Annotated in this window: 25 protein-coding genes and 1 riboswitch; of the genes, 10 read left to right on the top strand and 15 right to left on the bottom strand. The window is 47.0% G+C overall.

Annotated elements, in window-relative coordinates; translation table 11 throughout:
• Nucleotides 1–318: 318 nt before the first annotated feature.
• From M3630_RS17540 to M3630_RS17495, 10 genes are all read right to left on the bottom strand, one after another.
• A complete protein-coding gene (locus tag M3630_RS17540) occupies nucleotides 319–1,014 on the bottom strand; it encodes an MgtC/SapB family protein (RefSeq protein WP_173610291.1) in 696 nt (231 codons plus the stop codon).
• 142 nt (nucleotides 1,015–1,156) lie between these two features.
• A complete protein-coding gene (locus M3630_RS17535) occupies nucleotides 1,157–2,524 on the bottom strand; it encodes an MATE family efflux transporter (RefSeq protein WP_251252908.1) in 1,368 nt (455 codons plus the stop codon).
• A gap of 135 nt (nucleotides 2,525–2,659) precedes the next feature.
• The gene (locus M3630_RS17530) at nucleotides 2,660–4,144 is read right to left on the bottom strand and encodes a lytic polysaccharide monooxygenase (RefSeq protein WP_251252907.1); all 1,485 of its coding nucleotides are present in this window, start codon (nucleotides 4,142–4,144) and stop codon (nucleotides 2,660–2,662) included.
• Nucleotides 4,145–4,381: 237 nt separating this feature from the next.
• Nucleotides 4,382–6,091 carry an adenine deaminase gene (locus M3630_RS17525; protein ID WP_251252906.1) on the bottom strand — a complete coding sequence of 570 codons (1,710 nt, stop codon included), beginning with the start codon at nucleotides 6,089–6,091 and terminating at the stop codon, nucleotides 4,382–4,384.
• A gap of 18 nt (nucleotides 6,092–6,109) precedes the next feature.
• Complete coding sequence (locus M3630_RS17520) at nucleotides 6,110–7,171, bottom strand: ABC transporter ATP-binding protein (RefSeq protein ID WP_251252905.1); 1,062 nt, start codon at nucleotides 7,169–7,171, stop codon at nucleotides 6,110–6,112.
• 15 nt (nucleotides 7,172–7,186) lie between these two features.
• The gene (locus M3630_RS17515) at nucleotides 7,187–7,975 is read right to left on the bottom strand and encodes an ABC transporter permease (protein WP_232774300.1); all 789 of its coding nucleotides are present in this window, start codon (nucleotides 7,973–7,975) and stop codon (nucleotides 7,187–7,189) included.
• 5 nt (nucleotides 7,976–7,980) lie between these two features.
• Entirely contained in the window at nucleotides 7,981–8,802 is an 822-nt protein-coding gene (locus M3630_RS17510; RefSeq protein WP_007724617.1) for an ABC transporter permease, read from the bottom strand.
• Between the two features lie 26 nt (nucleotides 8,803–8,828).
• Nucleotides 8,829–9,758, bottom strand: coding sequence for a nucleoside hydrolase (locus M3630_RS17505; protein WP_251252904.1), 930 nt, complete (start codon nucleotides 9,756–9,758; stop codon nucleotides 8,829–8,831).
• Between the two features lie 188 nt (nucleotides 9,759–9,946).
• Complete coding sequence (locus M3630_RS17500; protein WP_251252903.1) at nucleotides 9,947–11,020, bottom strand: ABC transporter substrate-binding protein; 1,074 nt, start codon at nucleotides 11,018–11,020, stop codon at nucleotides 9,947–9,949.
• Between the two features lie 196 nt (nucleotides 11,021–11,216).
• Nucleotides 11,217–11,573, bottom strand: coding sequence for a Na-translocating system protein MpsC family protein (locus M3630_RS17495; RefSeq protein ID WP_173610495.1), 357 nt, complete (start codon nucleotides 11,571–11,573; stop codon nucleotides 11,217–11,219).
• A gap of 220 nt (nucleotides 11,574–11,793) precedes the next feature.
• A riboswitch (SAM riboswitch) is annotated at nucleotides 11,794–11,896 on the top strand.
• Between the two features lie 102 nt (nucleotides 11,897–11,998).
• Between M3630_RS17495 and M3630_RS17490 the strand changes: the two genes are divergently transcribed.
• The 7 genes from M3630_RS17490 (at nucleotide 11,999) to M3630_RS17460 (ending at nucleotide 17,341) form a co-directional block, all read left to right on the top strand.
• Nucleotides 11,999–12,829: a MetQ/NlpA family ABC transporter substrate-binding protein gene (locus M3630_RS17490; protein ID WP_251252902.1), complete on the top strand. Its 831-nt coding sequence runs from the start codon at nucleotides 11,999–12,001 to the stop codon at nucleotides 12,827–12,829.
• 43 nt (nucleotides 12,830–12,872) lie between these two features.
• Nucleotides 12,873–13,910, top strand: coding sequence for a methionine ABC transporter ATP-binding protein (locus M3630_RS17485; RefSeq protein WP_173610281.1), 1,038 nt, complete (start codon nucleotides 12,873–12,875; stop codon nucleotides 13,908–13,910).
• Complete coding sequence (locus M3630_RS17480; protein WP_251252901.1) at nucleotides 13,910–14,572, top strand: methionine ABC transporter permease; 663 nt, start codon at nucleotides 13,910–13,912, stop codon at nucleotides 14,570–14,572. Before M3630_RS17485 ends, M3630_RS17480 begins: the two co-directional genes overlap by 1 nt.
• Nucleotides 14,573–14,721: 149 nt before the next feature.
• Entirely contained in the window at nucleotides 14,722–15,156 is a 435-nt protein-coding gene (locus tag M3630_RS17475) for a hypothetical protein (protein ID WP_047070069.1), read from the top strand.
• On the top strand, nucleotides 15,144–15,437 hold the full coding sequence (locus M3630_RS17470) for a YxcD family protein (RefSeq protein WP_251252900.1): 294 nt from the start codon (nucleotides 15,144–15,146) through the stop codon (nucleotides 15,435–15,437). The genes M3630_RS17475 and M3630_RS17470 overlap by 13 nt, the downstream gene beginning before the upstream one ends.
• A 176-nt stretch (nucleotides 15,438–15,613) precedes the next feature.
• Nucleotides 15,614–16,480 carry an ABC transporter ATP-binding protein gene (locus M3630_RS17465; RefSeq protein WP_251252899.1) on the top strand — a complete coding sequence of 289 codons (867 nt, stop codon included), beginning with the start codon at nucleotides 15,614–15,616 and terminating at the stop codon, nucleotides 16,478–16,480.
• A 204-nt stretch (nucleotides 16,481–16,684) separates the two neighbouring features.
• The gene (locus M3630_RS17460) at nucleotides 16,685–17,341 is read left to right on the top strand and encodes a DJ-1/PfpI family protein (RefSeq protein WP_173610277.1); all 657 of its coding nucleotides are present in this window, start codon (nucleotides 16,685–16,687) and stop codon (nucleotides 17,339–17,341) included.
• Nucleotides 17,342–17,430: 89 nt separating this feature from the next.
• Here the strand turns inward: M3630_RS17460 and M3630_RS17455 are convergent, their stop codons facing one another.
• From M3630_RS17455 to M3630_RS17435, 5 genes are all read right to left on the bottom strand, one after another.
• Nucleotides 17,431–18,420, bottom strand: a complete 990-nt coding sequence (locus M3630_RS17455; RefSeq protein ID WP_353057242.1) for a siderophore ABC transporter substrate-binding protein — start codon at nucleotides 18,418–18,420, stop codon at nucleotides 17,431–17,433.
• Nucleotides 18,421–18,524: 104 nt separating this feature from the next.
• The gene (locus M3630_RS17450) at nucleotides 18,525–19,283 is read right to left on the bottom strand and encodes an iron ABC transporter ATP-binding protein (RefSeq protein WP_251252898.1); all 759 of its coding nucleotides are present in this window, start codon (nucleotides 19,281–19,283) and stop codon (nucleotides 18,525–18,527) included.
• A complete protein-coding gene (locus M3630_RS17445) occupies nucleotides 19,280–20,221 on the bottom strand; it encodes an iron chelate uptake ABC transporter family permease subunit (RefSeq protein ID WP_016739568.1) in 942 nt (313 codons plus the stop codon). The genes M3630_RS17450 and M3630_RS17445 overlap by 4 nt, the downstream gene beginning before the upstream one ends.
• Nucleotides 20,218–21,171, bottom strand: coding sequence for an ABC transporter permease (locus M3630_RS17440; RefSeq protein WP_251252897.1), 954 nt, complete (start codon nucleotides 21,169–21,171; stop codon nucleotides 20,218–20,220). The genes M3630_RS17445 and M3630_RS17440 overlap by 4 nt, the downstream gene beginning before the upstream one ends.
• 250 nt (nucleotides 21,172–21,421) lie before the next feature.
• On the bottom strand, nucleotides 21,422–22,186 hold the full coding sequence (locus M3630_RS17435; RefSeq protein ID WP_251252896.1) for a DUF4097 family beta strand repeat-containing protein: 765 nt from the start codon (nucleotides 22,184–22,186) through the stop codon (nucleotides 21,422–21,424).
• Nucleotides 22,187–22,384: 198 nt separating this feature from the next.
• Between M3630_RS17435 and M3630_RS17430 the strand changes: the two genes are divergently transcribed.
• The 3 genes from M3630_RS17430 to M3630_RS17420 all read left to right on the top strand — a co-directional run bounded on the left by M3630_RS17430 (nucleotide 22,385) and on the right by M3630_RS17420 (nucleotide 24,060).
• On the top strand, nucleotides 22,385–23,059 hold the full coding sequence (locus M3630_RS17430; RefSeq protein WP_087350557.1) for a Crp/Fnr family transcriptional regulator: 675 nt from the start codon (nucleotides 22,385–22,387) through the stop codon (nucleotides 23,057–23,059).
• Between the two features lie 87 nt (nucleotides 23,060–23,146).
• Entirely contained in the window at nucleotides 23,147–23,509 is a 363-nt protein-coding gene (locus tag M3630_RS17425; RefSeq protein ID WP_015893867.1) for a carboxymuconolactone decarboxylase family protein, read from the top strand.
• Nucleotides 23,510–23,703: 194 nt separating this feature from the next.
• Nucleotides 23,704–24,060 (top strand): response regulator, encoded by a 357-nt coding sequence (locus M3630_RS17420; protein ID WP_173610273.1) that lies wholly within the window; start codon nucleotides 23,704–23,706, stop codon nucleotides 24,058–24,060.
• Nucleotides 24,061–24,068 lie beyond the last annotated feature (8 nt).

Genomic DNA, 24,068 nt, shown 5'->3' with positions numbered 1-24,068 from the left:
AATCCTTCATAAGTAGCAGCTCCTTTCGTATTGTAGCGCTCTGTCTATTGGCGTACTTGCCCTTAGTGTAGCCAGAGTAACCTACGAAGTTACGAATAGGGGCTGTCCTCGTTCATAATAACTTATGGAATCCTTCTTCGAACCACCTACGTTTGAAGCGCTCCCGCCATTTTTTCCTAAGCGGACAGTCTTCACCCCTTGTGGGGCGGAGGCCGAAGCGTAGACTGGAAATGCGCTTCTTCCTTCACGACAGCCACTTGAAAATGAAATAAAAAAGACGAAAGCTACATCATAGCCCCCGTCTTCTAGTATTCCTTTTTATCTGCTTTCTACTTCTACCGACATGACATGATCGACAGCCTTCAACAAGCTGTAAATATCCGTCGTATACGTATTTTCCGACGCTGTAATCATCATTTCCAGCTTTTGCAGATTATTGTCCAAGTCTTTGACCTTCACCCGCTTCACTTGCAGTTCGAGGTGCTTAATCTGCTTGAACACCAAATCCAAATCGCCCCCGCCTTCGACCACAATCTTGATCGACAAATCTCTTTGTCTGAGTGATTCTGGACCAACCAAGCGAAGAATGACTGGGAACAAATTAATCGCCAAAATAATGAGGATCGTCGCGGTCACTGCCTCAAAATAAAATCCTGCACCTACTGCAATCCCAAGTCCAGAAGCCGCCCAGACCATCGATGCTGTGGTCAAACCTGAAATGACATCATTACTCCGGCGTAGAATAACACCAGCCCCAAGGAAACCTACACCGCTCACAATTTGAGCAGCCAAGCGCAGCGGGTCCATATTCGTGTGTCCGGGCAAGGAGAACCGATGCACGGATTCAATCGAGACAATCGTAATGAGACAACTCGCAACCGAAATAACCATGCTGGTTTTTACACCCAGCGGCTTGTGCTTGAGCTGCCGATCCATACCAATCATCAAGCCTAGAAATAGTGCAACTCCTAGTTTTAGCAAAAAATCATACGTTGTGAATACCGAGAGTGACATGAGTCTCTCCCCCCCTCTGCTTTGATGTCAGGTTATCTTCCATCATCTATGATAAGAAGTATATCTGGTCTTTCACCTAGTGTAAACGAGGCTTTCATTCTTCATGCAAAAAGCGGAAAACCCCACATCAGGGATTTTCCGCTTATCTGTTTCCTAATGAATGGCTGCGAATCATGCGTTTCTGTAACGACAGCAGACGTCCAAAAAGGAAGATGGCACCGGCAGCCAATCCCGTAATCAGACCAATCCAATATCCGAATGCGGCAAGCGAAGTGAATTTCGCCAGAATGTATCCCAAAGGCAAGCCAATCACCCAATAAGATATCAGCGCAACGATAAAGGTAACGGTCACATCCTTGTACCCGCGCAGTACCCCTTGAATAGGTGCTGCGACGGCATCAGAGATCAGGAAGAGGATCGAGTACATCAAGAAATGCTGGGCAAGCTCCAACACCTCGATGTCGGTCGTGTAAAAACCAGCCACCTGCTTGCTAAACATCAGCAAGCTGATTCCGAACAAAAGGGCAATACCAAGAGCGATACCTATACCCAAATAACTGTACTGCTTCGCGTCCCGGAACCTTTTGGCTCCCACCTCAAAGCCGACGACAATCGTCAACGCCATGGATATGCTCAATGGAACCATGTACAGGAATGATGCGAAGTTCATCGCTGCCTGATGCGCAGCAATCGTAATCGTGCTGTATTCACTCATGAACAAAGTGACGGCCGCAAAAATGCTAACCTCGCAAAAGATCGAAAATCCGATAGGAAGCCCCAGTTTCAGCAGCTCTTTCCATGCCTTCATCGAGATCCGATGAAATTTGGAGAACAAACCGAACTCAATGAATGGGTGCACGCGATTCACGACAAACAGAGTAATCAGCAAAATACACCAGTATGTGATGCCAGATGCAAGCCCGGCACCGATTCCACCCAGTCGAGGCAAACCAAAGTTACCAAAGATAAGAGCGTAGTTCAACAAGACATTAATCGGCAACGAAAGCAGGGTAATGAACATTGTTACCCGTGTCTGTCCTAATGCGTCGATAAAGCAACGGAGCACCGTATAAAGAAACATCGGAATAATTCCAATAGCGATTGCATGCAGGAAGCCGCGAGCAATCGTACGCACCTCAGGCTCCAATTGCATCCAGTTCAGGATCGGATCAAGCACCAAACCACCGACGATGATGACACCGACCGCAATCCCTACACTCAAATACAAAGCTTGCATAACCGTGTAAGACACCTGATCTTGTTTCCCTGCCCCAACCATCTGTGCAACCATCGGCATGACAGCCATCAGAATCCCCGTCAAGCCTGCTTGAACAGGTGTCCATAAACTAGCCCCAATCGCTACCCCTGCCAAATCTGTCGGACTTGCATGTCCAGACATGATGGTATCGGCGAAGGTCATCGAAAACAGCGCAAGTTGTGAGATCAAGATCGGAAGCAAAACAGCCAAAAACTGTCGCCATTTTTCTTTTAGCGAATAGGTTTCATTCATTTTTCATTTCCTTCTAACTTATAAGATGGGCTTATCTTTCAAATTATAAGTATAGCAAAACAAGCAGGAATCAGCAAAATACTGGCTGCACTTTGACGAACAAAAGCCCAGGCAGATCACCCGGGCTTTGCTCCATTATTCAACAAGCTTCCATACATCGGCTTTCCCTGGCTCTTCGCCCTTGGTCCACCATTTTGCCTCATAAACCTTGTCTTCGTAGTTCACTTGCGCTCCGCCATCATACGCTTTGCCGGAATCCCACGACAGTGCGACATCGCTTACCAGCTTCCACGCATCGGAACGGTCTGGCTGTTCACCAGTTACCCACCATTTTGCTACGAATTCCAGTCCATCATACAAGACGCGGTCGCCCTGTACATACACAGCAGAGGAATCCCACTCAGCGATTTCACCCGGTACTTCAGGCCTTTTCTCCTTTGTGCTTGCAGCAAAAGGTGCGCTCTCTTCGGAAATATTTCCTGCTGCATCAACTGCCTTGATCATATACGTATAAGATGTTCCTGCCGTTAATCCTTTATCGACAAAGGAAGGCTTATCAACCGTTCCTACATGGGAGCCATCACGGTAAATCTCGTATTTCACCACACCCACATTGTCTCGAGAAGGACTCCACATGAGGTCGATTTCTGACTCTGTTGGATGGTGAGTCATGATTCCTGCTGGTGCCGTCGGTGCTTCTGTATCAACGATATCTTCTGCTTTTGTGCGAACGGTCAGTGCTTTGCTAGCCTCAGACTCTTTCCCTTTGCCATCAACAGCCACAACGGTGTAGCTGTAAGCCGTAGCAGGCGTCAAATCTTTGTCCGTGTAAGCTGTTTCTTTCGTAGATGCGATGAATTTGCCATCGCGATACACATCGTATTGCTTGATTCCCTCAGATGCCACGGATTTTGTCCAGCTAAGGTCAATGCTTGTAGCTGTTTGCGATACGGAAGTCACATTGCCTGGAACGGTAGGCTTTTCTACGATACCTGTTCCCGTGTTAATCAAATTCACGTCAATTGCCTGGTAAAAAGCCATGCCCGTATCAGCAATTTCCCAAACAGCCAAAATAATGTGGTAACCGCTACGATCTGTCGGTACATTGCACGATTGTGTTACCGTGAATGGCGGTCTTTTCCCTCCGTCCTGAAACGAGCAGAACAGTTCCAAATCCGCTCGGGCAAGCGGCTTGTTAGGATTCCAATCTTTTTTCGTGATGTAATATTTCCACTCCGCTGTACTATGCGGGGCTGTCAGATTCCAAGTAAACGCATTTTGTCCACCCTGCAAGGTAACCTTTGTCCAGCGATTTGTTGTTTGTGTGTAAAGCTCAGGATAGCGGCCTGCACCGGTAAATTCACCATCGGCGGGACCAGATTGCGGGAACCCCCCAATGCCCTCCACACTTTGCGGTTCCCACTGGATTTGACCGCAGCCTGTGTTTTGTCCCGTCTTACACAAGTAAGAACGACTCGCTGGGGATTCGATGTACCCGTGAGCCGAAGCTTTCTCAGCGAACACGAGCGTAGCTGCGCCTGCTACCAGCATCATTGCCAGCATGAACAAAAGCGACAGCCCTTTACTGAACAGTTTGTTTCTCAACCCTACGTTATCCATTTATTTATCTCCTCTTTTCTGGATTAGGATCGAATTCCATGTTACAGAAATTTTTTCCAGTATTACAGATTCTGAATACCTAAACCAAAACCTACCAAATACCCGAATTCCAGTCAGAAAATAGGGAGATGAATCAGGCGCGTATACCTATGCATGAAAATTTATATGCTTCTTTCGGGACTTTTTGATCAAAAAAAATTGCCTGCCGAAAATAATATTCTCAGCAGACAACTTTTATCACATCAAGAGCAACGGAACTATTTTCCCGTCATTTACATCGATCAACCCCAGATCCGTCAGCTTCAAGGCTGGACTGACCGGTAAGGAATGCGTGCTGATCGACATGATCGGGTTGTAATGATTGTAACCGAGCGACTCCATGGCACGGCGAAGTTGCTCGACTTCCTTTGCAGTCTTTTCCAATGGTTCCTCTGTCAAAATGCCTCCGACCGGCAAATGAAGGCTCGCGATCACCTTGCCATCCTCTACCACGTAAAAGCCGCCCTGATTGCGGATGACTTCATTGGCTGCGACCATCATGTCGTGCGGGTTGTGTCCGACAACCAAGAGATTGTGGTTGTCATGCGAATAGCTAGTGGCTACCGCACCTCGCTTGATCGTATCGCCGCTGATCAAGCCGTAACCGCGATTTCCGTTTATGCCATAGCGTTCAAAGACGGCGATCAGCCCGTACGGACTCTCCTCCCACAAGAGTTGCCCTTCCCGTACCTCAGCGATTCCACGGTGATCCTCGGTGAAAGTAGAACCGTTTTGAACGAGCATGACCCGACATGGATAGCGATTATCCGGCACATCTACTTTGACGCGGAAGTCTTTCTCTGTCAGTGGCGATAGCTTGATGCTCTCATAAAAATGCGCAGGAAACTGCTTCTCTTTAACTACTTGTCGGTACTCTTCCTTAGCGTCGTAAGCCTTCTTCCCATTTTTGTAGACGCGTTCGATCTTGAATTCATGCAGATCAGACACCAACAGGAAATCCGCTATTTTGCCGGGAGCAACCGCCCCTCGATCCGTCATGTTCATACGTCTGGCTGGAGTAAATGTACTTGCGTAGATCGCACGCTCTGGCTTCATTCCCATTTGAATGGCTTTTTTCACGATATGGTTCAAATGTCCACGATTGACCAGAGAATCAGTCATCACATCATCCGTCACAAAGCAAAAATGCTCGGAAACATCCTCTTTGATCAAATAGTCCATGACTTCATCCGTCATCGATTTTTCTTGAATCTCCAGAAACATGCCCGCTGCGATTCTCGCTTCCATGCCGTCACGCGTCTGGTGCGTATGATCAGAATCCACTCCCGCATAAATGACGCGATGCAGGTCCAAATCAAGCAATTTCGGAACATGTCCCTCGATGACGAGCTTTGGATACGTCTTGCGGATATGCTCCAGGATGCGATTCGTCTTGCAGTCAGGGTCCTTGATGATGTCTACGTAGTTCATGATTTCGCCGAGGCAAATGATCTCTTCGGAGCGCAATAGCTCGTCCATATCTGCAATCTCGACAGACCCACCCGTCGTTTCCATTGAGGTAGCTGGTACGGAGCTCGGGATCGCGTACAGCATATCAACGACACAATCACGGCTCGCGCGAATCATCTCTTTGATCCCTTCGATTCCGAACACATTGGCCATCTCATGCGGCTCCGGTACGATCGTCGTCACTCCGTTTTGAATCAGGCCAAAGGAAAACGTCTCCGGCGTCACCATCGTGCTCTCAATATGCAAGTGTATATCGACCAGACCTGGAATCATGTAGCGGCCTTGTCCGTCCACGATCTCGGCCGCTTCAAATGTTTCCGTACTCCGCTCACCGATATAGAAGAATCGTTCATCCAAAACAGCGACGTTTCCTTTGATGAACTTTTTAAAATAGCTGTTAAATACTTGGACGTCTTGAATCAACAAATCGACCTTCACGAAAATAACCTCCTGTCTTTAGTCCACGAGTACCACTTTGTCTTTTGGAAACAGCAGATTGACGTTTAGGCCAGTCTTGTACGGCGTCTCCATCTCTTGATTGACCGTGAAGTCGCCCAGCTCTGTTTCCACGACATATTGATAGCTGCGTCCCAAAAACGTGCTTACCTTTACCGTCCCGCGCAAACGGTTCATTCCCGGCTCGATGCTCTCTTCTGTCGTGACGAGAAGGTCATCTGGTCGCATTGCGCATTTTTTGCCGGACTGATTCGCAGTGCCCGGATTTTTGGACGCGGTAAAATGATGATCACCGACACGCAGGCCGATTTCTCCGTTCTGCTCGGTGCGCTCCGTGAAGTCGATGAAGTTGGTAAAACCAATAAAGCGAGCGATAAACTCAGTCTTTGGATATTTGAAAATGGTGGCTGGATCGTCGAGCTGTTCGATCACACCCTTGTTCATGATCGCCACCTGGTCAGAAATGGAGAAGCACTCCTCCTGGTCATGTGATACGTATACAGTCGTAATTCCCAGCTCCTGCTGAATACGACGGATTTCTACGCGCATGTTGATCCGCAGGTTGGCATCGAGGTTACTGAGCGGCTCATCGAACAACAGCAGGTCAGGCTGAATCACCAGTGCTCGGGCAATCGCCACGCGCTGTCTTTGACCACCGGACAGCTCCTTCGGGAAACGCTTTTCGTAGCCGCCGAGACTCACGACTTCAAGAATTTGCTGCACCCGGGTCTTTACCTCTGTTTCATTGACCTTGCGCAGGCGCAAACCGAACGCCACGTTATCGAAAACAGAAAGGTGCGGAAACAGCGCATAGCTCTGGAACACAAACCCGAAGTTGCGTTTGTTTACCGGAACACGCGTATAATCTTTTCCTTCAAACATGAATCGTCCATCTTTTGCTTCCAGAAAACCCGCAATCAAACGCAGCGTCGTCGTCTTTCCGCAACCGCTCGGACCAAGCAAAGAGATGAGCTGTCCTTTTTCGATATTGAGATTGAAGTTTTGCAATATATATTGATTGTCATAGGCAACCGATACGTTTTCCAGCGTGAGCAATGCCATGAGTTGATGCCTCCGTTATCGTTTTGTAAAGTAGGAAAGCCCCATCAGACGTTCAATGATGAACATGAGAATAGCCGTAAAAATCATGAGCAGCACGGAAATCGCGGCGATCGTCGGATCGAAGTTGTTTTCTACGTACGTCAGCATCTGGATCGGCAGCGTGCTTACCCCTGGTCCCGTCATGAAAACAGAGATATCTACGTTGTTGAACGACTCCAGAAAAGCGATCAGAATCGCAGCAATAATCCCGGAGCGAATATTCGGCAAGACGACTTTGAAAAAGGTTTCGAGACGACCTGCCCCAAGGCTTAACGCCGCTTCTTCAATAGCGAAGTCAAAGTTGGACAAGGAAGATGCAATGACGCGAATGATAAACGGAAGCATCAGCACCGTATGACCGACGAGAAGTCCCGCATAGATCGGCAAATGGTATACGACAATGACGTATTTCAGCATGGCAAAACCCATCACGATACCCGGAATCAGGACAGGTGAGATGAAAATGCCATTCAAAATGCCCTTGCCGCGAAAATCAAAGCGACTGAGTGCATAAGCTGCCGGAATCCCCAACAAGAGCGCCAAGAGATTTCCCAGCAAAGAAACGAACATCGACGTCTTGAACGTCGTCATGAACATCTCTACCTCAAAAATGTTTTCGTACCACCGCCAGGAAAAGCCCTCCGGCGGAAACTTCAAGACGCTCCCCGGCTCAAACGACGTAAAAGAAATGATAATGAGTGGCCCTAGCAAAAACAGAAAGACGAGAGAGGTAAACAGGGCCAACCCGCGATTTTTCTCCTGCATAGCTTCTACCCCTTCGGATTTAATTTCGTCGCCAGCTTGTTCATGAAATAGATGACGACAAATGTTATGACAATCATGATCGTGGCAATGACGGATGCCAAATGCCAGTCATTGAGCGTAATCGCATTTTGATACAGGAACGTGGAGATGACCCGCTGTTTTCCACCCAGCAAGGCAGGCGTGGTGTAGGCGGTCAGGCTTCCGACAAACACGAGAATGCTACCGATGATGAGTCCTGGCACACTAAGTGGCACAATGACCTTCCAGAAGGCCGTCAACTTGGAAGCACCCAAGCTTTCCGCCGCCTTCAGCAAATCTGGGTCGATGTTTTCCATCACCCCTACCAGCGTAATAATGATCAGCGGCAGGAACAAATGAATCAAACCAATCATCATCGCAGTCGGCGTATACAATATTTCCAACGGCTTATCGATGAGCCCGATGGCAAGCAGCGAGCTGTTCAATAAGCCCTTTTTTCCGAGAATAATCATCCAAGAGAACGACCGCACGACAGAGCTGGTCAGCAAAGGAAAAATCGCCAATGCCAGCAGGATGCCTTTTTTGCGTGGGCCAAGCTTGGAAATGTAGTACGCGGCAGGAAAACCGATCAGAACACACGCAATCGTCGTGACCAGACTGACCTGCAACGTTGTCAGCATAATTTTCAGGAAGTACGCGTCGGTAAGAAATTGGAGATAGCCCTGGATCGTAAAGCTACCATCCTGATAAAAGGTGGACGCAATCGTCATCACGATCGGAATGACCATGAACAGCGTCAAAAACAGCACACCCGGCAACAGCAATAAATAAAGACCCGTTTTTCTCATCTGATTAACTCCTGTTCACGGTATCGTCAGGCTTTCAATGCGCCGAGAAAACGCGCAAAGAACGCATCTGCATCTACGTCCAGACAGACGTTTATGTTCGGTTCTTTTTTCAGGCGGTTTTGAAAGTCGCAAACCGTTTGCCCATCACACAGCTCACTTCTCGTTTCGATATCTACATATAACTTCCTGGTCTTCACCAGCTTCGGATTGAGTGCGACTGCGACAGCCAATGGATCATGCATGGCGCACGCATAAATGCCATTTCGTTGAAAATAACGATGGAGGTAATCAGACGTACTCTGTCTCACGTACTCGCCCATCGGTGTATCTCCCAACTCGCGAATATGCTCCTCGTTCAGCAGCACTCTTCGCGTCACATCCAGTCCAACCATCGTCAATTGCGGGAATCCGGCATGAAATACGACCTTCGCTGCCTCTGGATCGACGTACATGTTGTACTCCGCAACTGGCGTCACATTGCCATGCTCGCGGACAACCCCACCCATGAAAATGACTTCCTTGACGTGTTGAACAAGCTCCGGGCATTTTTTCACCGCCAAAGCCAAATTGGTCAGCGGCCCCGTCATGATGAGTGTAATCTCGCCGGAATGAGCAAGTACGTTTTCCACGATGAAATCAGGGCCAAAGCCAGCTGTCGGTTCCTTGTAAATCGGAACTCCGGCAAGGGCTCCTCCCAAACCATCCTCACCATGTACGGCATGCTCGAAAAACAACGGTCGCAGCAGCGGTTCAGATGCTCCACAGACAACAGGGATTTGCTCGCCGACTTGCAAGAAATCGAGAATTTTGCACGTGTTTTCTGTTGCTTGTCGCAACGACACGTTGCCATTCACCGTAGTAATGCCAACCAGATCGAATTGCCCGCTCTTCACAGCGAGAATAATGCCAAGCGCATCATCAATGCCCGTATCCACGTCAAGAATGATCTTTTGCACGAATGGTCCTCCTCACGTTCATTCCTCATAAGAAAACTTCTATCGAAGCCAGTTCAACGTGGAGCGACCGCGTTTTAGCGGAATGTTTACATACGCTCCGGAATTTATTTTATAAATTCCTATACGTTGAAAAACGAGGGTATATCCGATATTGTCTATACCCTCGCCCTTTGTTTTTCTATCGTTCGTTATTGCGTGATTTCACGATTCCAACGGTCAATCCATGCTTTGGAGTGCTCGTTCACGAATTTCATATCCAGCATTTTCAGCTTGCTTACGGTTGCTTCCCCGTACGTTACGCCTTTTGCTTCTTCTTCTGTCAGTTGAACCGTTTTGTTTACAGGAGAATCGATTTTTGCCTTTGCTGTTTTCTCCTGAACTTCCTTGCTCAGCTGGTAGTTGATGAAGTCTTCTGCGAGTGCTTTGTTTTTCGAGCCTTTTACGATGTTAGCCGTATTCATGACCGCATATCCGCCGCTTGCAGGTTGTACGAAAACAGCTTCTGGAACAGCGGCTTTGATGTCTTTGAAGTACATTTCCATGATCGGTCCTACGCCGATTTCTTCTTGTCCAAACATGTTCACGTATTCGGAAGTCTTATCGTAGAACTTCACGACACTTTTGTTGACTTCTTTCATTTTCGCGAAGGCTTGATCCTCGTTGAATTCCTTGCTGCCCGCGACCGCAGAAGCACTGTCGAGAACCATCGGGCCTGTCGTGGACGTAATGCTTGGCAGTGTCAGCTTGCCTGTCAGCTCAGGGTTCCACAGATCTTTCCAATCTTTGATTTCGGTTTTTACGAGCTTTGGATTGTAGGCAATCCCGAATTGGCCAATCGTGTAAGCTGGACCGTATTCCTCGCCCAGTGGTGCTTTGGCGATGTCGTAGATTTGATCCAGGTTCGGGATGCGGCTGCGGTCGATTTTTTCAAATGCGCCACTCTCAATCCCTTGCTGTGCATAGTAGTCAGAGAGGTAGATCAAGTCTACATCGGAGCTTCCTTGGCGAATTTTGTTCAGACGCTCTGCGTTGTTCCCGATTTCCAGCACGATTTTCACGTTATGTTCTTTTTCAAACGGCTCATACACTTCTTTGCGGAAAAAGTCTTCGGAGAAGCCCCATGTAGAGATGACCAGCTTTTGTGGCTCGCCCTTGGCTTCGCCGCCAGCCCCTCCCGCTTGTGGTTGATCATTGCTGCCACAGCCAGCGAGAGCCAGTGACATCATAGAGAAAGACAGGATTCCAGCAAGTAATTTTTTCATCGTAATTCTCCTCCAGTTGGGTTCAATTGATGACAAAATATGGTGATACAATAAAAAGAAAAGTACCCTTGATTAGAACGTATCATTCTAAACAAGAGCACTTTTCTTCGTAAACAAAGAGAAGTGACACCCGTTTTACGCAAAGTCTACGGTCTCCCCTTAAGATAGATCAAAAGAGAAAATCCGAACGATTGCGTCAGGTATTCAGTTCTGATTCAGCTAAAATAACATTCGTGATCGCCCACTGCGTAGGCGCATCATAGTCCCTCAGCACAGCTTCCAACGGCAACCCCATCTCTTCTTCCAGTCGTTCTCTCAGTTTCTTCTTATAAAGAAGGGACATGCGAAAATCGACTTCGAGCTTGAGGGCCGGCGCTTCTCCTTCCAACGCTTGTGAGCGCGGAGAGCGACGATGCTTGGCTTGGAACGTAATCATCTGGTTTTCAATCGTGACTCGGAGCAAAGTCGTTCCAAATCCGAACAACTCTTTTGCTATCTCATTATAGATGGCAGACAGCTTTTTTCTGGTTTCATTGGAGTCCACGAGAGTCATGTCATCACCTGCGATAGCTGGTATCGGGTTCATTCGCTCTCATTATACAAATGATTTTTCGATTCTTCAATAGAATATTCGTATTTAGATCAATTTCACATTTTTCCACCAAGTCATTCGTTTGCAAAAACAGTTGACACTAAAAAAATCAGTCGTTATAATCCAACTATCCAAATAAGAATTAACAACAATGTTTGGAATGATAATTTCATAGCACATTCTCTTATGAAGAGAGGTTGAGGGACTGGCCCTATGACACCTCGGCAACCTATCGCAAACGATATGGTGCCAAATCCAGCGGAATTTATTCCGACAGATAAGAGAGGTATTGTTGCAGTGTGTTTACATACTCGCAGTTTTCGCCTCTTCTGTCGGAAGAGGCTTTTTTCGTTTCCATCTTACATCCAGAGAAAAGGGGTATTTTCATGAAAAAGACTGGTCTACTGCTCACTACACTGCTGCTCGCTGCATCGCTCGTAACGGCTTGCGGTGTTAAACAAGAAGCTGCGCCTGCTAACGGTGGCACTGCTGCTGAACAAACCTCACTCAAGGTCGGCGTCACTGGCGGCCCGCACGAAGAGATTCTCAACAAAGTAAAAGAAGTCGCCAAAGGCAAAGGACTCGACGTCGAAGTCGTCGTTTTCAACGATTACGTACAGCCGAACCAAGCTCTCGATAAAGGAAATCTCGATGTAAACAGCTTCCAAACCATTCCGTTCTTGGCGAAGTTCAATCAGGATCACAAAACCAAAATCGTCGAAGTCGGAAAAACCGTGACGTATCCAATGGGTCTTTACTCCACCAAGCATAAAAAAGTCGAGGATATCCCGGCAGGCGGTGTTGTCGGCATTCAAAACGACCCGACCAACCGAGCACGCGCCTTGCTGCTGTATCAGGCAGCTGGCTTGATTAAGCTCAAGGATGGCGTGGGCGACAACGCAACACCATTGGACATCGTGGAAAATCCAAAAAATTTGCAATTCAAAGAGCTGGAGGCTGCTTTCCTGGCACGCTCGCTGAGCAACGTAGAGGTTGCTTCGATTAATACGAATTTCGCAATGGAAGCTGGCTACTCTCCGAAAAAAGACGCGATCTTCGCTGAGACGGCTGACTCTCCGTACGTGAACATCTTGGCAGTCAACGAAACCAACAAAGACAACCCTGCCGTCAAAAAGCTGGTGGACATCTACCGCTCGGAAGAAGTGAAAAAATTCATCGACGAACGTTTTGAAGGAGCTGTACTGCCGTCCTGGTAAGATCGACGCCAGGAACATCAAGAACCCACAAGGAGAACTCGTTATGATACAGCTGACCGATATTCATAAGTCGTATCAAGTAGGAAACAAGCAGGTAAAAGCATTGAAGGGCGTATCCCTGCAGGTGGAAAAAGGGCAAATCTACGGGGTGATCGGCTTTAGCGGAGCAGGGAAAAGTACCCTGCTCCGTACCATCAACCTGTTGGAGAAGCCAACTAGCGGTTCTGTGATCGTCAATGGCCAGAACATGCTGACCCTCAAGGAAAAAGAGCTACGGCAAGCTCGCAAAAAGATCGGGATTATTTTTCAACACTTCAACCTGCTCTCTTCCTATAATGTCTTTGACAATGTGGCGGAAATCTTGCGGATGAATCGCGTCCCCAAAGATGTCATTAAGCGCAAGGTAGAAGACCTTCTCGGCTTGGTTGGCTTGTCTGATAAAGCAAACGCTTATCCTTCTCAGCTATCCGGTGGGCAAAAGCAACGGGTGGGCATCGCTCGTGCGCTTGCGACCGATCCGGAAATCCTGCTCTGCGACGAAGCGACTTCCGCTCTCGACCCGCAAACGACCGAATCGATTCTCGAGCTGTTGCTCGACATCAATCGAAAGTTTAACCTGACTATCGTGCTGATTACACATGAAATGCAGGTCATCAAAAAAATCTGCGACCAGGTAGCTATCATGGAAAACGGTGTCGTCATCGAGCAAGGCTCTGTTCTGGATGTGTTCAGCAATCCGCAAGAGCAAACGACCCGCAATTTTATCAAAACGGTTTTTGACGATCAGGTACCACAGGAGATTTTGTCCAAGATAAAAGAAACCGGACCCGTTTCCAAAATTGTTCGCGTTGCCTTTCGCGGAGATGCCGCTCTCGATCCAGTTCTAGGTACCTTGTCCGCACGCTTTCCGATTAGCACCAATCTGTTGTACGGCTCGATTACGACCATTAAGGGAACGGCGCTCGGCATTTTGCTATTGCACATTTCTGGTGAAGACCAGCCCATTCAAGACGGCATTCGCTTCTTGCGCGAATCCGTCTACCGCGTAGATATTGTGTCACCAGAGGAGGTGCGGAGCTAATGGAGCGTTTAATTGAAATGATTCCGGTATTCGGGCAATCCCTGCAAGAGACTGTCATCATGGTCGGAATTTCGTTGTTCACTGCGACATTGATCGGGATTCCGCTCGGGATTTTGTTGGTCATCACACAGGCGAATCACCTTTTCCCGAACAAGATCATCTATCACACCCTGAATACGCTCATCAACATTGTGCGTTCACTTCCTTTTATTATTCTCATGGTTGCAATCATTCCTTTTACGGAGTTGATCGTGGGCACTTCGATTGGGATTGAGGGAGCCATTGTGCCGCTCATCGTCTATACGACACCTTACATCTCACGCCTGATGGAAACGGCCCTGCATGACGTAGATCGCGGCGTGATCGAAGCGTACCAAGCGATGGGCGCATCCCGGACGCAGATTATTTTTCGCATCATGCTGCGTGAAGCACGGCCTGGCATCGTCCTCTGCCTGACGATCGCGACCATCGGTTTGATCGGTGCCACTGCTATGGCGGGCGCAGTCGGTGCCGGTGGATTGGGCGATCTCGCCTTGCGCTACGGCTACCAGCAATGGGATATCGAAGTCATGATCATTACCGTCATTATCCTCGTCGTTTTGGTCCAGCTCATTCAATCGTTGGGTAACTGGGCAGCCCGAAAACTGAAAAAGAGCGCGTAAATCGAAGAACCCCTGACGAGATCGCTTGTCAGGGGCTTTTTTGTAGGTATTTAGACTGATCGTCACTGAAAGTTCGTTGGTATTTCGCTCGATATTCATGTAGACTTATATATACAAGTCATTTTAATGAGAGGGGCTACTCAAATAACATGAAAAAACTCATCATGATGTTGGTTGCCGTAATGCTCGTACTCGCTCCGGCCGGAGGATTCATTGATCATGCCGATGCGAAAGGTTATAAGTCCGGGAAAAAATCTTTTAACTCTAACACGGCTCCTACCAATACACAAACAACCAACAAAGCCGATTCAAATGTAAACGCAACAACCAATAAAGGTACCACAACAACTCCTGCTGCTACCGCAAGCAAAAGCGGCGGGTTCATGAAAGGTCTCCTGATTGGCGGTCTGGCTGGTTTGCTGTTTGGAAGCCTGTTCGCTGATATGGGTATTCTCGGCTCCATCCTTGGCTTCATGATCAACCTGATGGCGATCCTCGCTGTGATTATCCTGATCCGCAAAGCGTTCGTCTACTTCAAAACCAAGCGCGCGAAAGAACAGGAACTGAACGCATGGAAAAGATAACTTTTTCTGAACAAGATATCATTAATGCAATCTGCATTCATGCAGCTTACAAAAAGCAATTGAAGCCACAAGACATCTCCGTCGAGCTGATGTGGGACGAGGAGTATGGCTTCTCTGCTGAAATACACTGGATGGATCGCCAACAAATCTTGGTCGAGATTAATATGATTGAAGCGATTCGCTACTACCTGGAGACCCAAATGCAGCGCAACCCTTATTCCGCCGGTATCGAGCTGGTATTGGACGACGAAGAAGGTATTATCGCTCATATCACCTACTAAAGCTTGACCATCGTATGTTAACCCAAGGCCAATTTGTTCACACATGTGAGCAGGTTGGCTTTTTCATATTGAATTTGGCTTCATTCCGTTATATACTTTACCTTAGTGAAAATGATTATCATTGTCTGCGTTTACTCATACATGTACATACTTTCCTAAAAAGGAGTTGGCCCATTGTGGAGCGCTTATACACGCAAAAGCTGGACATCGGATACGGTGAGCTTTCCATTGTCAAAGACTTGAACATCAGCATTCCTTCTGGAAAAATCACCGCCCTGGTCGGTGCAAACGGTTCTGGTAAATCGACGATCCTCAAAACTCTCGCCCGGATTATGAAGCCAACCGGCGGACAAGTATTTTTGGACGGAAAGTCGATCCATCAGCAATCGACCAAGGAAGTCGCCAAGCAACTTGCGATTTTGCCGCAAAACCCAACCGCACCCGATGGCTTGACCGTGTCTGAGCTCGTTACCTATGGCCGCTTCCCTCATCAAAAAGGCTTCGGTTCTTTGACCAAGGAAGACAAGGAAATCGTAAACTGGGCTATTTCCATGACCGGCATGGCAGATTTCCATGATCGTCCGGTTGACCAGCTATCCGGCGGTCAGCGTCAGCGCGCCTGGATTGCGATGGCTCTGGCGCAAGGAACGGACATCCTGTTCCTGGATGAGCCTACGACATTCCTGGATATGGCTCACCAGCTGGAGGTTCTCAAGCTCCTGCAAAAGCTGAATGACGAAGAAAATCGTACGATCGTCATGGTCGTCCATGATTTGAACCACGCAACCCGTTATGCACAGCACATGGTTGCCATCTCTCGCGGTACCGTCGTCGCTGAGGGAAGCCCTGCTGAAGTCATGACGCCTGAGATGCTGCGTAAGGTATTTAACATCGAAGCAGACATCCTGACTGACCCTCGCACGGGTGTGCCGCTCTGCCTCCCATATGAGCTATGTCATGCTGTGGATCAAAAGCAACCTAACGAAGAAAACACTACCCAACCTGTTTACACGGAAGAGCGCAAGCTGGTTGGAGCCAGATAACGGTTAGATTCCGCTAGCAAAAAGCCGGTTTTCACCACGTTTTACGGTGTAACCGGCTTTTTGCTATACCAACTGTTTATCTCTCCTCGTTACGTGGCTTAGAAAACCTTGCAGTTAGTCACAACCCAGACATACATATACCCCCTATATGTATGATAGTATTTGTTTGCAAGAAAAATACCCCATTTCAAAGGAGAGATCAGCATGAAGGTTGCCATCTTGCTTTTCGACGGCATCACCGCATTAGATGCAATTGGTCCATACGATGTATTCGCTGCTACGTTGAAATGTGAAGTAAAGTTTGTCGCTAAGAAAAAAGGGTTAATCAAACTTGATTCCAATATGGGCTATTTACATGCCGATTACAGTTTTTCAGAAGTTACTTCCGCTGATATTCTTGTTGTTCCCGGTTGCAGTCCGCCCAATTATAAAACCCCTATGAATGACGAAGAAACTCTACAGTGGATTCGCCACATACATGAGACGACGAAATGGACTACGTCTGTTTGCAACGGCTCTCTGATTTTGAGTGCCGCAGGCTTGTTACATGGAGCCGTAGCCACTACTCATTGGGGGTCCTTCGAACTGCTCCAATCTCTTGGTACCATTCCAACAGAAGAGAGAGTCGTTCGTCAGGGCAAAATCGTTACAGCAGCCGGCGTTTCCTCTGGTATCGACATGGCACTCCAATTGGTTGCATGGGAATTGGGAGAGGATATGGGCAAAGGAGTCCAGTTGATTTTGGAATACGATCCCCAGCCACCGTTTGACTCGGGTTCACCAAAGAAGGCACCTGCTTTATTGGTTGAACAAATAAGAGGGATGTTACAAGAGTTTGCCAAGCGGGAGCCCCGAGTATAAATGAATCAGCACGTTCTAAAAAATGAAAAGGCGACAGCCCAGGGAATGCCTTACTCCCATGGGCTGCCGCCACTTTCTTTTCTAGCCTCTTACCATTTAACTTCTTTCAGAACTTCTTCTGCCATGCCAGCGGTGGATACCAATCCGCCACCAGACAAGTACCAGTTGCTAGAATCCAAGTAAATGATGTTGCCAGTTTTGAATGCTTTCGTGTTCTTAATCAGGTCGTTTTCTACCGTTTGCTGTGTAGAAGTAGACACTTCTTTATTCTTGGAAATCGCGTTTCCACGATCAATTACGAACAGGTAGTCTGGATCTTTTTCTGCAATATATTCAAAGGAAACGCTTTGGCCATGATTTTCTACAGAAATGTTTTTGTCTACAGGCGTAAATCCGAATTCACCGTGCAGGATACCAAAACGGGAACCAGCGCCGTAAGCGTTCAGCTTGCCTTCGTTAACCATCACGATCAGAGCAGTCTTGCCGCTTGCCGTTGCTTTTGCATTCAATTCTTTGATTGATGCATCGATTTTGCCCAGCTCTTCTTCTACTTGTGTTTCTTTACCGAAGATAGTACCCAATGTTTTCATGTTCTCTTTGAAAGATTCCATGTACTTCGCATTGTCTACACCCATGAAGATGGTTGGAGCAATTTTGTTCAGCTCTTCGTAAGCATCTTGTTGACGACCGGAAATGAAGATGACATCCGGTTTCATTGCATTGATTTTTTCAAAGTCTGGCTCTTTCAAACCGCCAACGTTTGTGTATTTCGCATCTTTGAACTTTTCCAGGTACGCAGGAATGTTGGTAGACTGTGCAACACCTGCTACTTCGATACCCAATTTGTCCAAGGAATCCAGAACACCGAAGTCAAATGCTACAACTGTTTTTGGATTCTTTTTCAGTTTTGCTTCACCCAATTTATGCTTGATCGTAACTTCCTCGGATGTTTGTGCAGCTTCCGATGCTTTGGTTGCGTCCCCCGCAGTTGTTGCAGGAGCAGCGTTATTGGAGCCGCATGCAGCTGTGAATACAGCCAACAGTACTGCCATAAACAGCATGAGTAATTTTTTGTTCACTTCTCTCACCTCTATATAGAATGTAAAAGTATATAAAATTATTGATAGCTTGCTGATGAACCCCCCGGCAGGCCATCAAAATTTTAACGATAGGAAGATAGAGCTTACGCGAAATAAACGCATATTTTGTTCTGCTCAATGTCTTCAATATGGATATCCATGTCATAGACATCTTTCAAGATAGGTTGGGTGATGATTTCGTCTGTAGTGCCTTCCTTTACGACCTTGCCATCCTTGAGAGCGACGATATAATCCGAATAGACGGAAGCGAAGTTGATATCGTGAATGACAATGACAACCGTTTTGCCTCTTTCGTCTACCAGACGTCGCAGCACTTTCATGATCTGGACAGAATGCTTCATATCCAAATTGTTGAGTGGCTCATCCAAGAGGACGTATTCCGTATTTTGAGCAACAACCATTGCGATGTAAGCGCGTTGACGCTGACCGCCACTCAACTGGTCGAGGTACTTGTGTTGAATATCCGTAAGCTCCAAATACTGGATAGCCTCGTCTACATACTTCCAATCCTCTTTTGTCAAATTGCCTTGTGAATACGGGAAGCGACCAAAGCTGACCAGCTCACGAATCGTCAACCGCACCGTAATGTGGTTCGATTGCTTGAGAATCGAGATTTTCTTTGCCAGCTCACTGCTCTTTGTCTGCCCAATCTCCTGACCCTCAATGAAAACCTCACCCTGATCCTTGGTCAACAGGCGACTAATCATCGACAGCAACGTACTCTTTCCGGCCCCATTGGGTCCGATGAAGGACGTGATTTTCCCCTTGGCAATTTTCACAGAGACATCTTCCACGACATACTTGCTACCATATTGTTTTGAGACATTCCGGACTTCGATCACGCTTTATTCTCCTTTAACAGAAGATAGATGAAGTAAACTCCACCAATAAAGTTGACAATGACACTAAGCGTCGTGGAGAACGCAAGTACACGCTCCACGATCAACAAGCCGCCAACCAGTGCAATCACACTGATTAAAGCCGAGCCCACCAGCAAGTATTTATGCTGATAGGTTTTCATAAACTGATGGGCGAGATTCGCTACCAGCAGTCCGAGGAAGGTAATCGGTCCAACGAGCGCTGTCGCGATTGATACGAGAATGGCAATGACGACGAGGAACCGTTTGATGACAAAATCGTACGGAATCCCCAAATTGATCGCCTGATCCCGACCGAGTGATAACACATCCAAGTACTTGATGTATCGCCAGAAGTAAATCATGATACCGATGACCAGAACAAAGCTCGTGATCAACAGGTCTGTTTTTACATTGTTGAAGCTGGCGAACATTCGGTCTTGCACAACCAGAAACTCATTCGGATCAATCAACACTTGCATGAACGTGGACAAACTGCTGAACAATGTGCCCAGGATCAATCCGATAAGGAGCAGGAAATAAATGTTTTGCCCTTCCCTCTTAAACAGGAATTTGTAGAGCAAGCCTGCGAAAAGCACCATCCCACCTGTCGAGATCAGAAAGTTGACGTTGTTGTTCATCAAGGTGAAATGGGTGGAGCCAAAAACAAAGATCACAAATGTTTGGATGAACATATAGAGCGAATCGAGGCCGATGATGCTAGGCGTCAAGATTCGGTTGTTCGTGATTGTCTGGAAGATCATCGTAGAAAAGGCGATGATGCAACCGGTTAAAATGATGGCAAGAATTTTCTTAGCCCGCCGAGGAAGGACGTAATCCCAGTTGCCACCGGCGTCAATCATCATAAAAATGGCTATCAAAGCAATCGCCACTATCGACAAGGCAGCTATCTTCGCTTTCATTGTTCATATGCCTTTCTTCTCATGAGTAAGTACACGAATATCCCGCTGCCAATGACCCCAACCATCAAGCCGATGGAAATCTCGTATGGGAAGATGATGAGGCGTCCCAGGATATCACAAGCAAGTACAAACACCGCGCCAAGCAAAGCGGTATGAGATAAGCTTTTTTTCAGGTTATCTCCCAGGTAGATCGTAACCAGGTTGGGAATGATCAGCCCCAAAAACGGGATTGTCCCTACTGTGAGAATAACTACCGAGGTCACACAAGCGACAATGACCAGTCCAATGTTGACGACATGCTTGTAGTTCAACCCGAGGTTGATGGCGAACTCTTCACCCATTCCGGCAATGGTAAACTTGTTCGCATACAAGTAAGCGATAATCACCAGCGGAATGCTTATGTACAAAAGCTCATAGCTGCCTTTCATAATGGTGGAGAAATCTCCATGCAACCAAGCAGACATGTTTTGCATCAGGTCATGCTTATAAGCGAAAAACGTCGTGATGGACCCGACGATGTTTCCAAACATCAGTCCCACTAACGGGATGAAAATGGAGTCTTTAAATTTGATTCTTTCGAGAATCTTCATAAAGACAAAGGTTCCAAAGAGAGCAAATGCAAAAGCAACGAGTAGCTTCACCCAAGAGCTCGCATCGGCGAATACCAAGAGTGAAACCAATATTCCGAATCGAACGGAGTCCTCTGTCCCTGCTGTCGTCGGAGAAACGAACTTGTTTCGGGTTAGCTGTTGCATGATCAATCCGGCGATACTCATGCTGACCCCTGCGATGATAATACTGATCACACGCGGAATCCTGCTAATCCATAGCACTTGCACTTTGTCATCTGTGAGATTGAACAGATCCCACGGAGATATATCTTTCACGCCAATAAAAAGTGAAACGAACGATAGCAAAATCAGTGCTACAACCAAATATCTCTTTTTCATCGCGTCCCTACTCTTCTTACTTTTTCATGGAGTAATGTCCCGTATTGACTCGAGTATTTACCAAAGAGAATAATTCTCATGATCATTAATAAAGAGATTCATTCTCAATTAGAACTACCTTTGTTATATTAGCACTTCTTTATCGGAAGGGAAAGCTTTTTTTCATTAGTCGGCTAATTTTCTCCTCAGCCTGTCAAAATACCGCCACGAACAAGAAAACCGCCAGGGCAAAAACCCTGACGGTCCTGATTTATTTGGATGTGTACGAGCCTGTTACGTTTTGAACGAATCGATCTCCGCTCCCGTCACTCTCAATCAGCACATTTCCTTCGACTGTATCAATGACGATATCACCGCTTTGGTCCGATATCGTAACATCACCCTTATGCTTTCTAATATACATATCACCGGATTGATCGTGAATCGCTACGTTTCCACCCGTATTTTCCATGACGATCTCACCTGAATCGTCTTCGATCAGTTTGAGGGCTGACGCGTCCTTGATCTTAATATCACCGGACTGGTCACGAATCTCTACCTCTCCGTTCGTATTCGTTAATCGAATATCACCAGAGTCATCCTCAATCGTGAGCTTTCCTGTTAGATTCGTCATGTCAATATCTCCTGATCCATCGGTAAGGGCTATCGGCAGCTTGGCTGGAACGATTACCGTTATCGTCATATCCACAAAGTTAAAACCGATATCTGTGTTCACTTCGGATCGTAGTGTTGCGTTATTCCCATCCTTCTCGAGTGTAAGGATGATTTCTTCGGGTTTGACATTTTTCGATTTGATTTCAGCCTCTACATGAATCGCGGTTGCTTTTTCATCACCTTTGACGATCAAATCGCCTGAATCGGTCACAATATTCAACGCCTCGATGGACTCCGCAGGTAATTCAAGCTGTCTTTTTTCTTCTTCAACCTTGATCACGTTATTGTTGATGGTGCATCCGGCCAAGCCGATTCCCACAGCAATAAGGCCTACTCCTATCCACTGTTTCATTTGTTTCATCTGTTTCCCCTCGATACTGGTTATTTTTACAAGATAAGTTCTATAACATCATAGCAAAACAGCGTAGAAGAGAAATCAGGCTACAGGGTTGTTCTCTCGTCAGTCCGCAGACGGATATTCCATTGTAGAGATCCCGTCTTTTCCCTACACTACAAGTAAGCATATTTCTCTAATTGAGTTGTCGCGGAGGGTAAAACAATGGACTTGAATCGAATCCAACTTGTGACGGATGCTTTTCCGTGCTTTTCCCTTGTTCCGGAAGCCGCATGGCGCCATCCTGACATAACAGTGGAACGCTTTTCTCCCCAGCTTACGATGCAGCAGGGTCATCTGTTTGCCCATGCCGCTTTTGTATTGTCAGGCAAGGTCCGCATCTATATCATCAGCGAGTCAGGACGTGAGGTTACGTTATATCGGGTACAACGCGGGGGAGTCTGCGTCCTCATGATGGCCAGTATTTTAGGTGAGACAGGCTATGAAGCATCCGCACAGCTAGAAGAGGAAACCGAGCTGCTGCTTTTGCCTGTAGATGTTTTCAAAGACTGGATGGATCACTATAAGGACTTGCGTCAGTTTATTTACCGGAACATGATCAACCGAATGGTCTCCGTCACATCTCTGGTCGAGGATATCGCGTTTAAACCGATCAACGCCCGCATCGCCGAATTATTGCTCCGTCGTACCACAGATTCTCACAATCATCTTTCCATCACCCATGAAGCGATTGCCATAGAACTCGGAACTGCCCGAGAGGTAATCAGTCGGTCACTCAAGGAGTTTGAAAAAGCCGGGTGGCTTCAGTTAGGCCGAGGCCGAATCACAGCTATTCGCCGTGATGCCCTCCAAGAAAAACTTTTTCCTAGTGATTGGTGAGATTGGTGAGTAAGTTACAGAAGCAACCATTTTCTCTCTCTACAATAAAGTCGTAGTGACTACCCATGAAAAGGGAGAGGATGTTTCATGTCAAAAGCACGTTCGTATTATGAATCAGCAAATTTGTCGCATATCCCAGAATTGATGAAATTGGCGCCTGACGCTGCCGCTTCTTATTTTTCTTTCGAGCGGCAAATCTACCAGCAATCCCACCAGCTTCCGGTCAAAACGAAAGAGTTGATTGCCATTGTGGTCGCTCACGTGACTGGCTGCCCTTATTGCATCGATGTTCACGTCAAAAAGTATAAAGAACTGGGCGGCACCATGGAGGAAATTATGGAGGCTCTACTGGTTGCCGCAGTGACACGTTCCGGTGCTATCTTAAGTCATGGGGTCAATGCCTTGCTCGCCTATCATGATGCTCCTGGCAAGCCAGATTGCTTTTGCTAACCGAATACATGACCCATCTGGAAAAGCTAAACAAACGAATCCAGTTTCACCAAAAGCTGGAATTCGTTTGTTTTTTTGTATGTTTGCACACTTTTGATGATCAAATGATTGCGACATTTTTCCTATCAGTGTTATGGTAAAAGCAGGATGATCACTTACCAAGAATTACTAACCGTTTCGAAACAGGAGGATTTATGGCTCGTATACTGATAGCAGACGACTCCCTTGTAGTACGAGATTACATGAAAATCATTTTGGAACGGGCGGGCCATCAAGTCATTGCAGAAGCGACGAATGGGTTAGACGCCTATCAAAAGTATACGGCCCACCTTCCCGACGTGGTGACGATGGATATCAATATGCCAGGAATGAATGGCATAGAGACCGTCAAAAAAATCATCGGCACCTTCCCCGACGCCAACATCATTATGGTCAGCACCAACGGATTAAAGCCGCTCGTTTTTGAAGCAATCAACGCTGGAGCGCGCCATTACATTCTAAAACCGATCGATGAAGAACGACTTTTGGCTTCCATTACGAATTCGCTTTAGTCGATCAA

It is taken from the genome of Brevibacillus sp. MER 51, from assembly GCF_023714195.1.
GTDB lineage: Bacteria > Bacillota > Bacilli > Brevibacillales > Brevibacillaceae > Brevibacillus.
The sequence above is the reverse complement of the archived record's forward strand: the minus strand, read 5'-3'. Positions and strand labels throughout refer to the sequence as shown.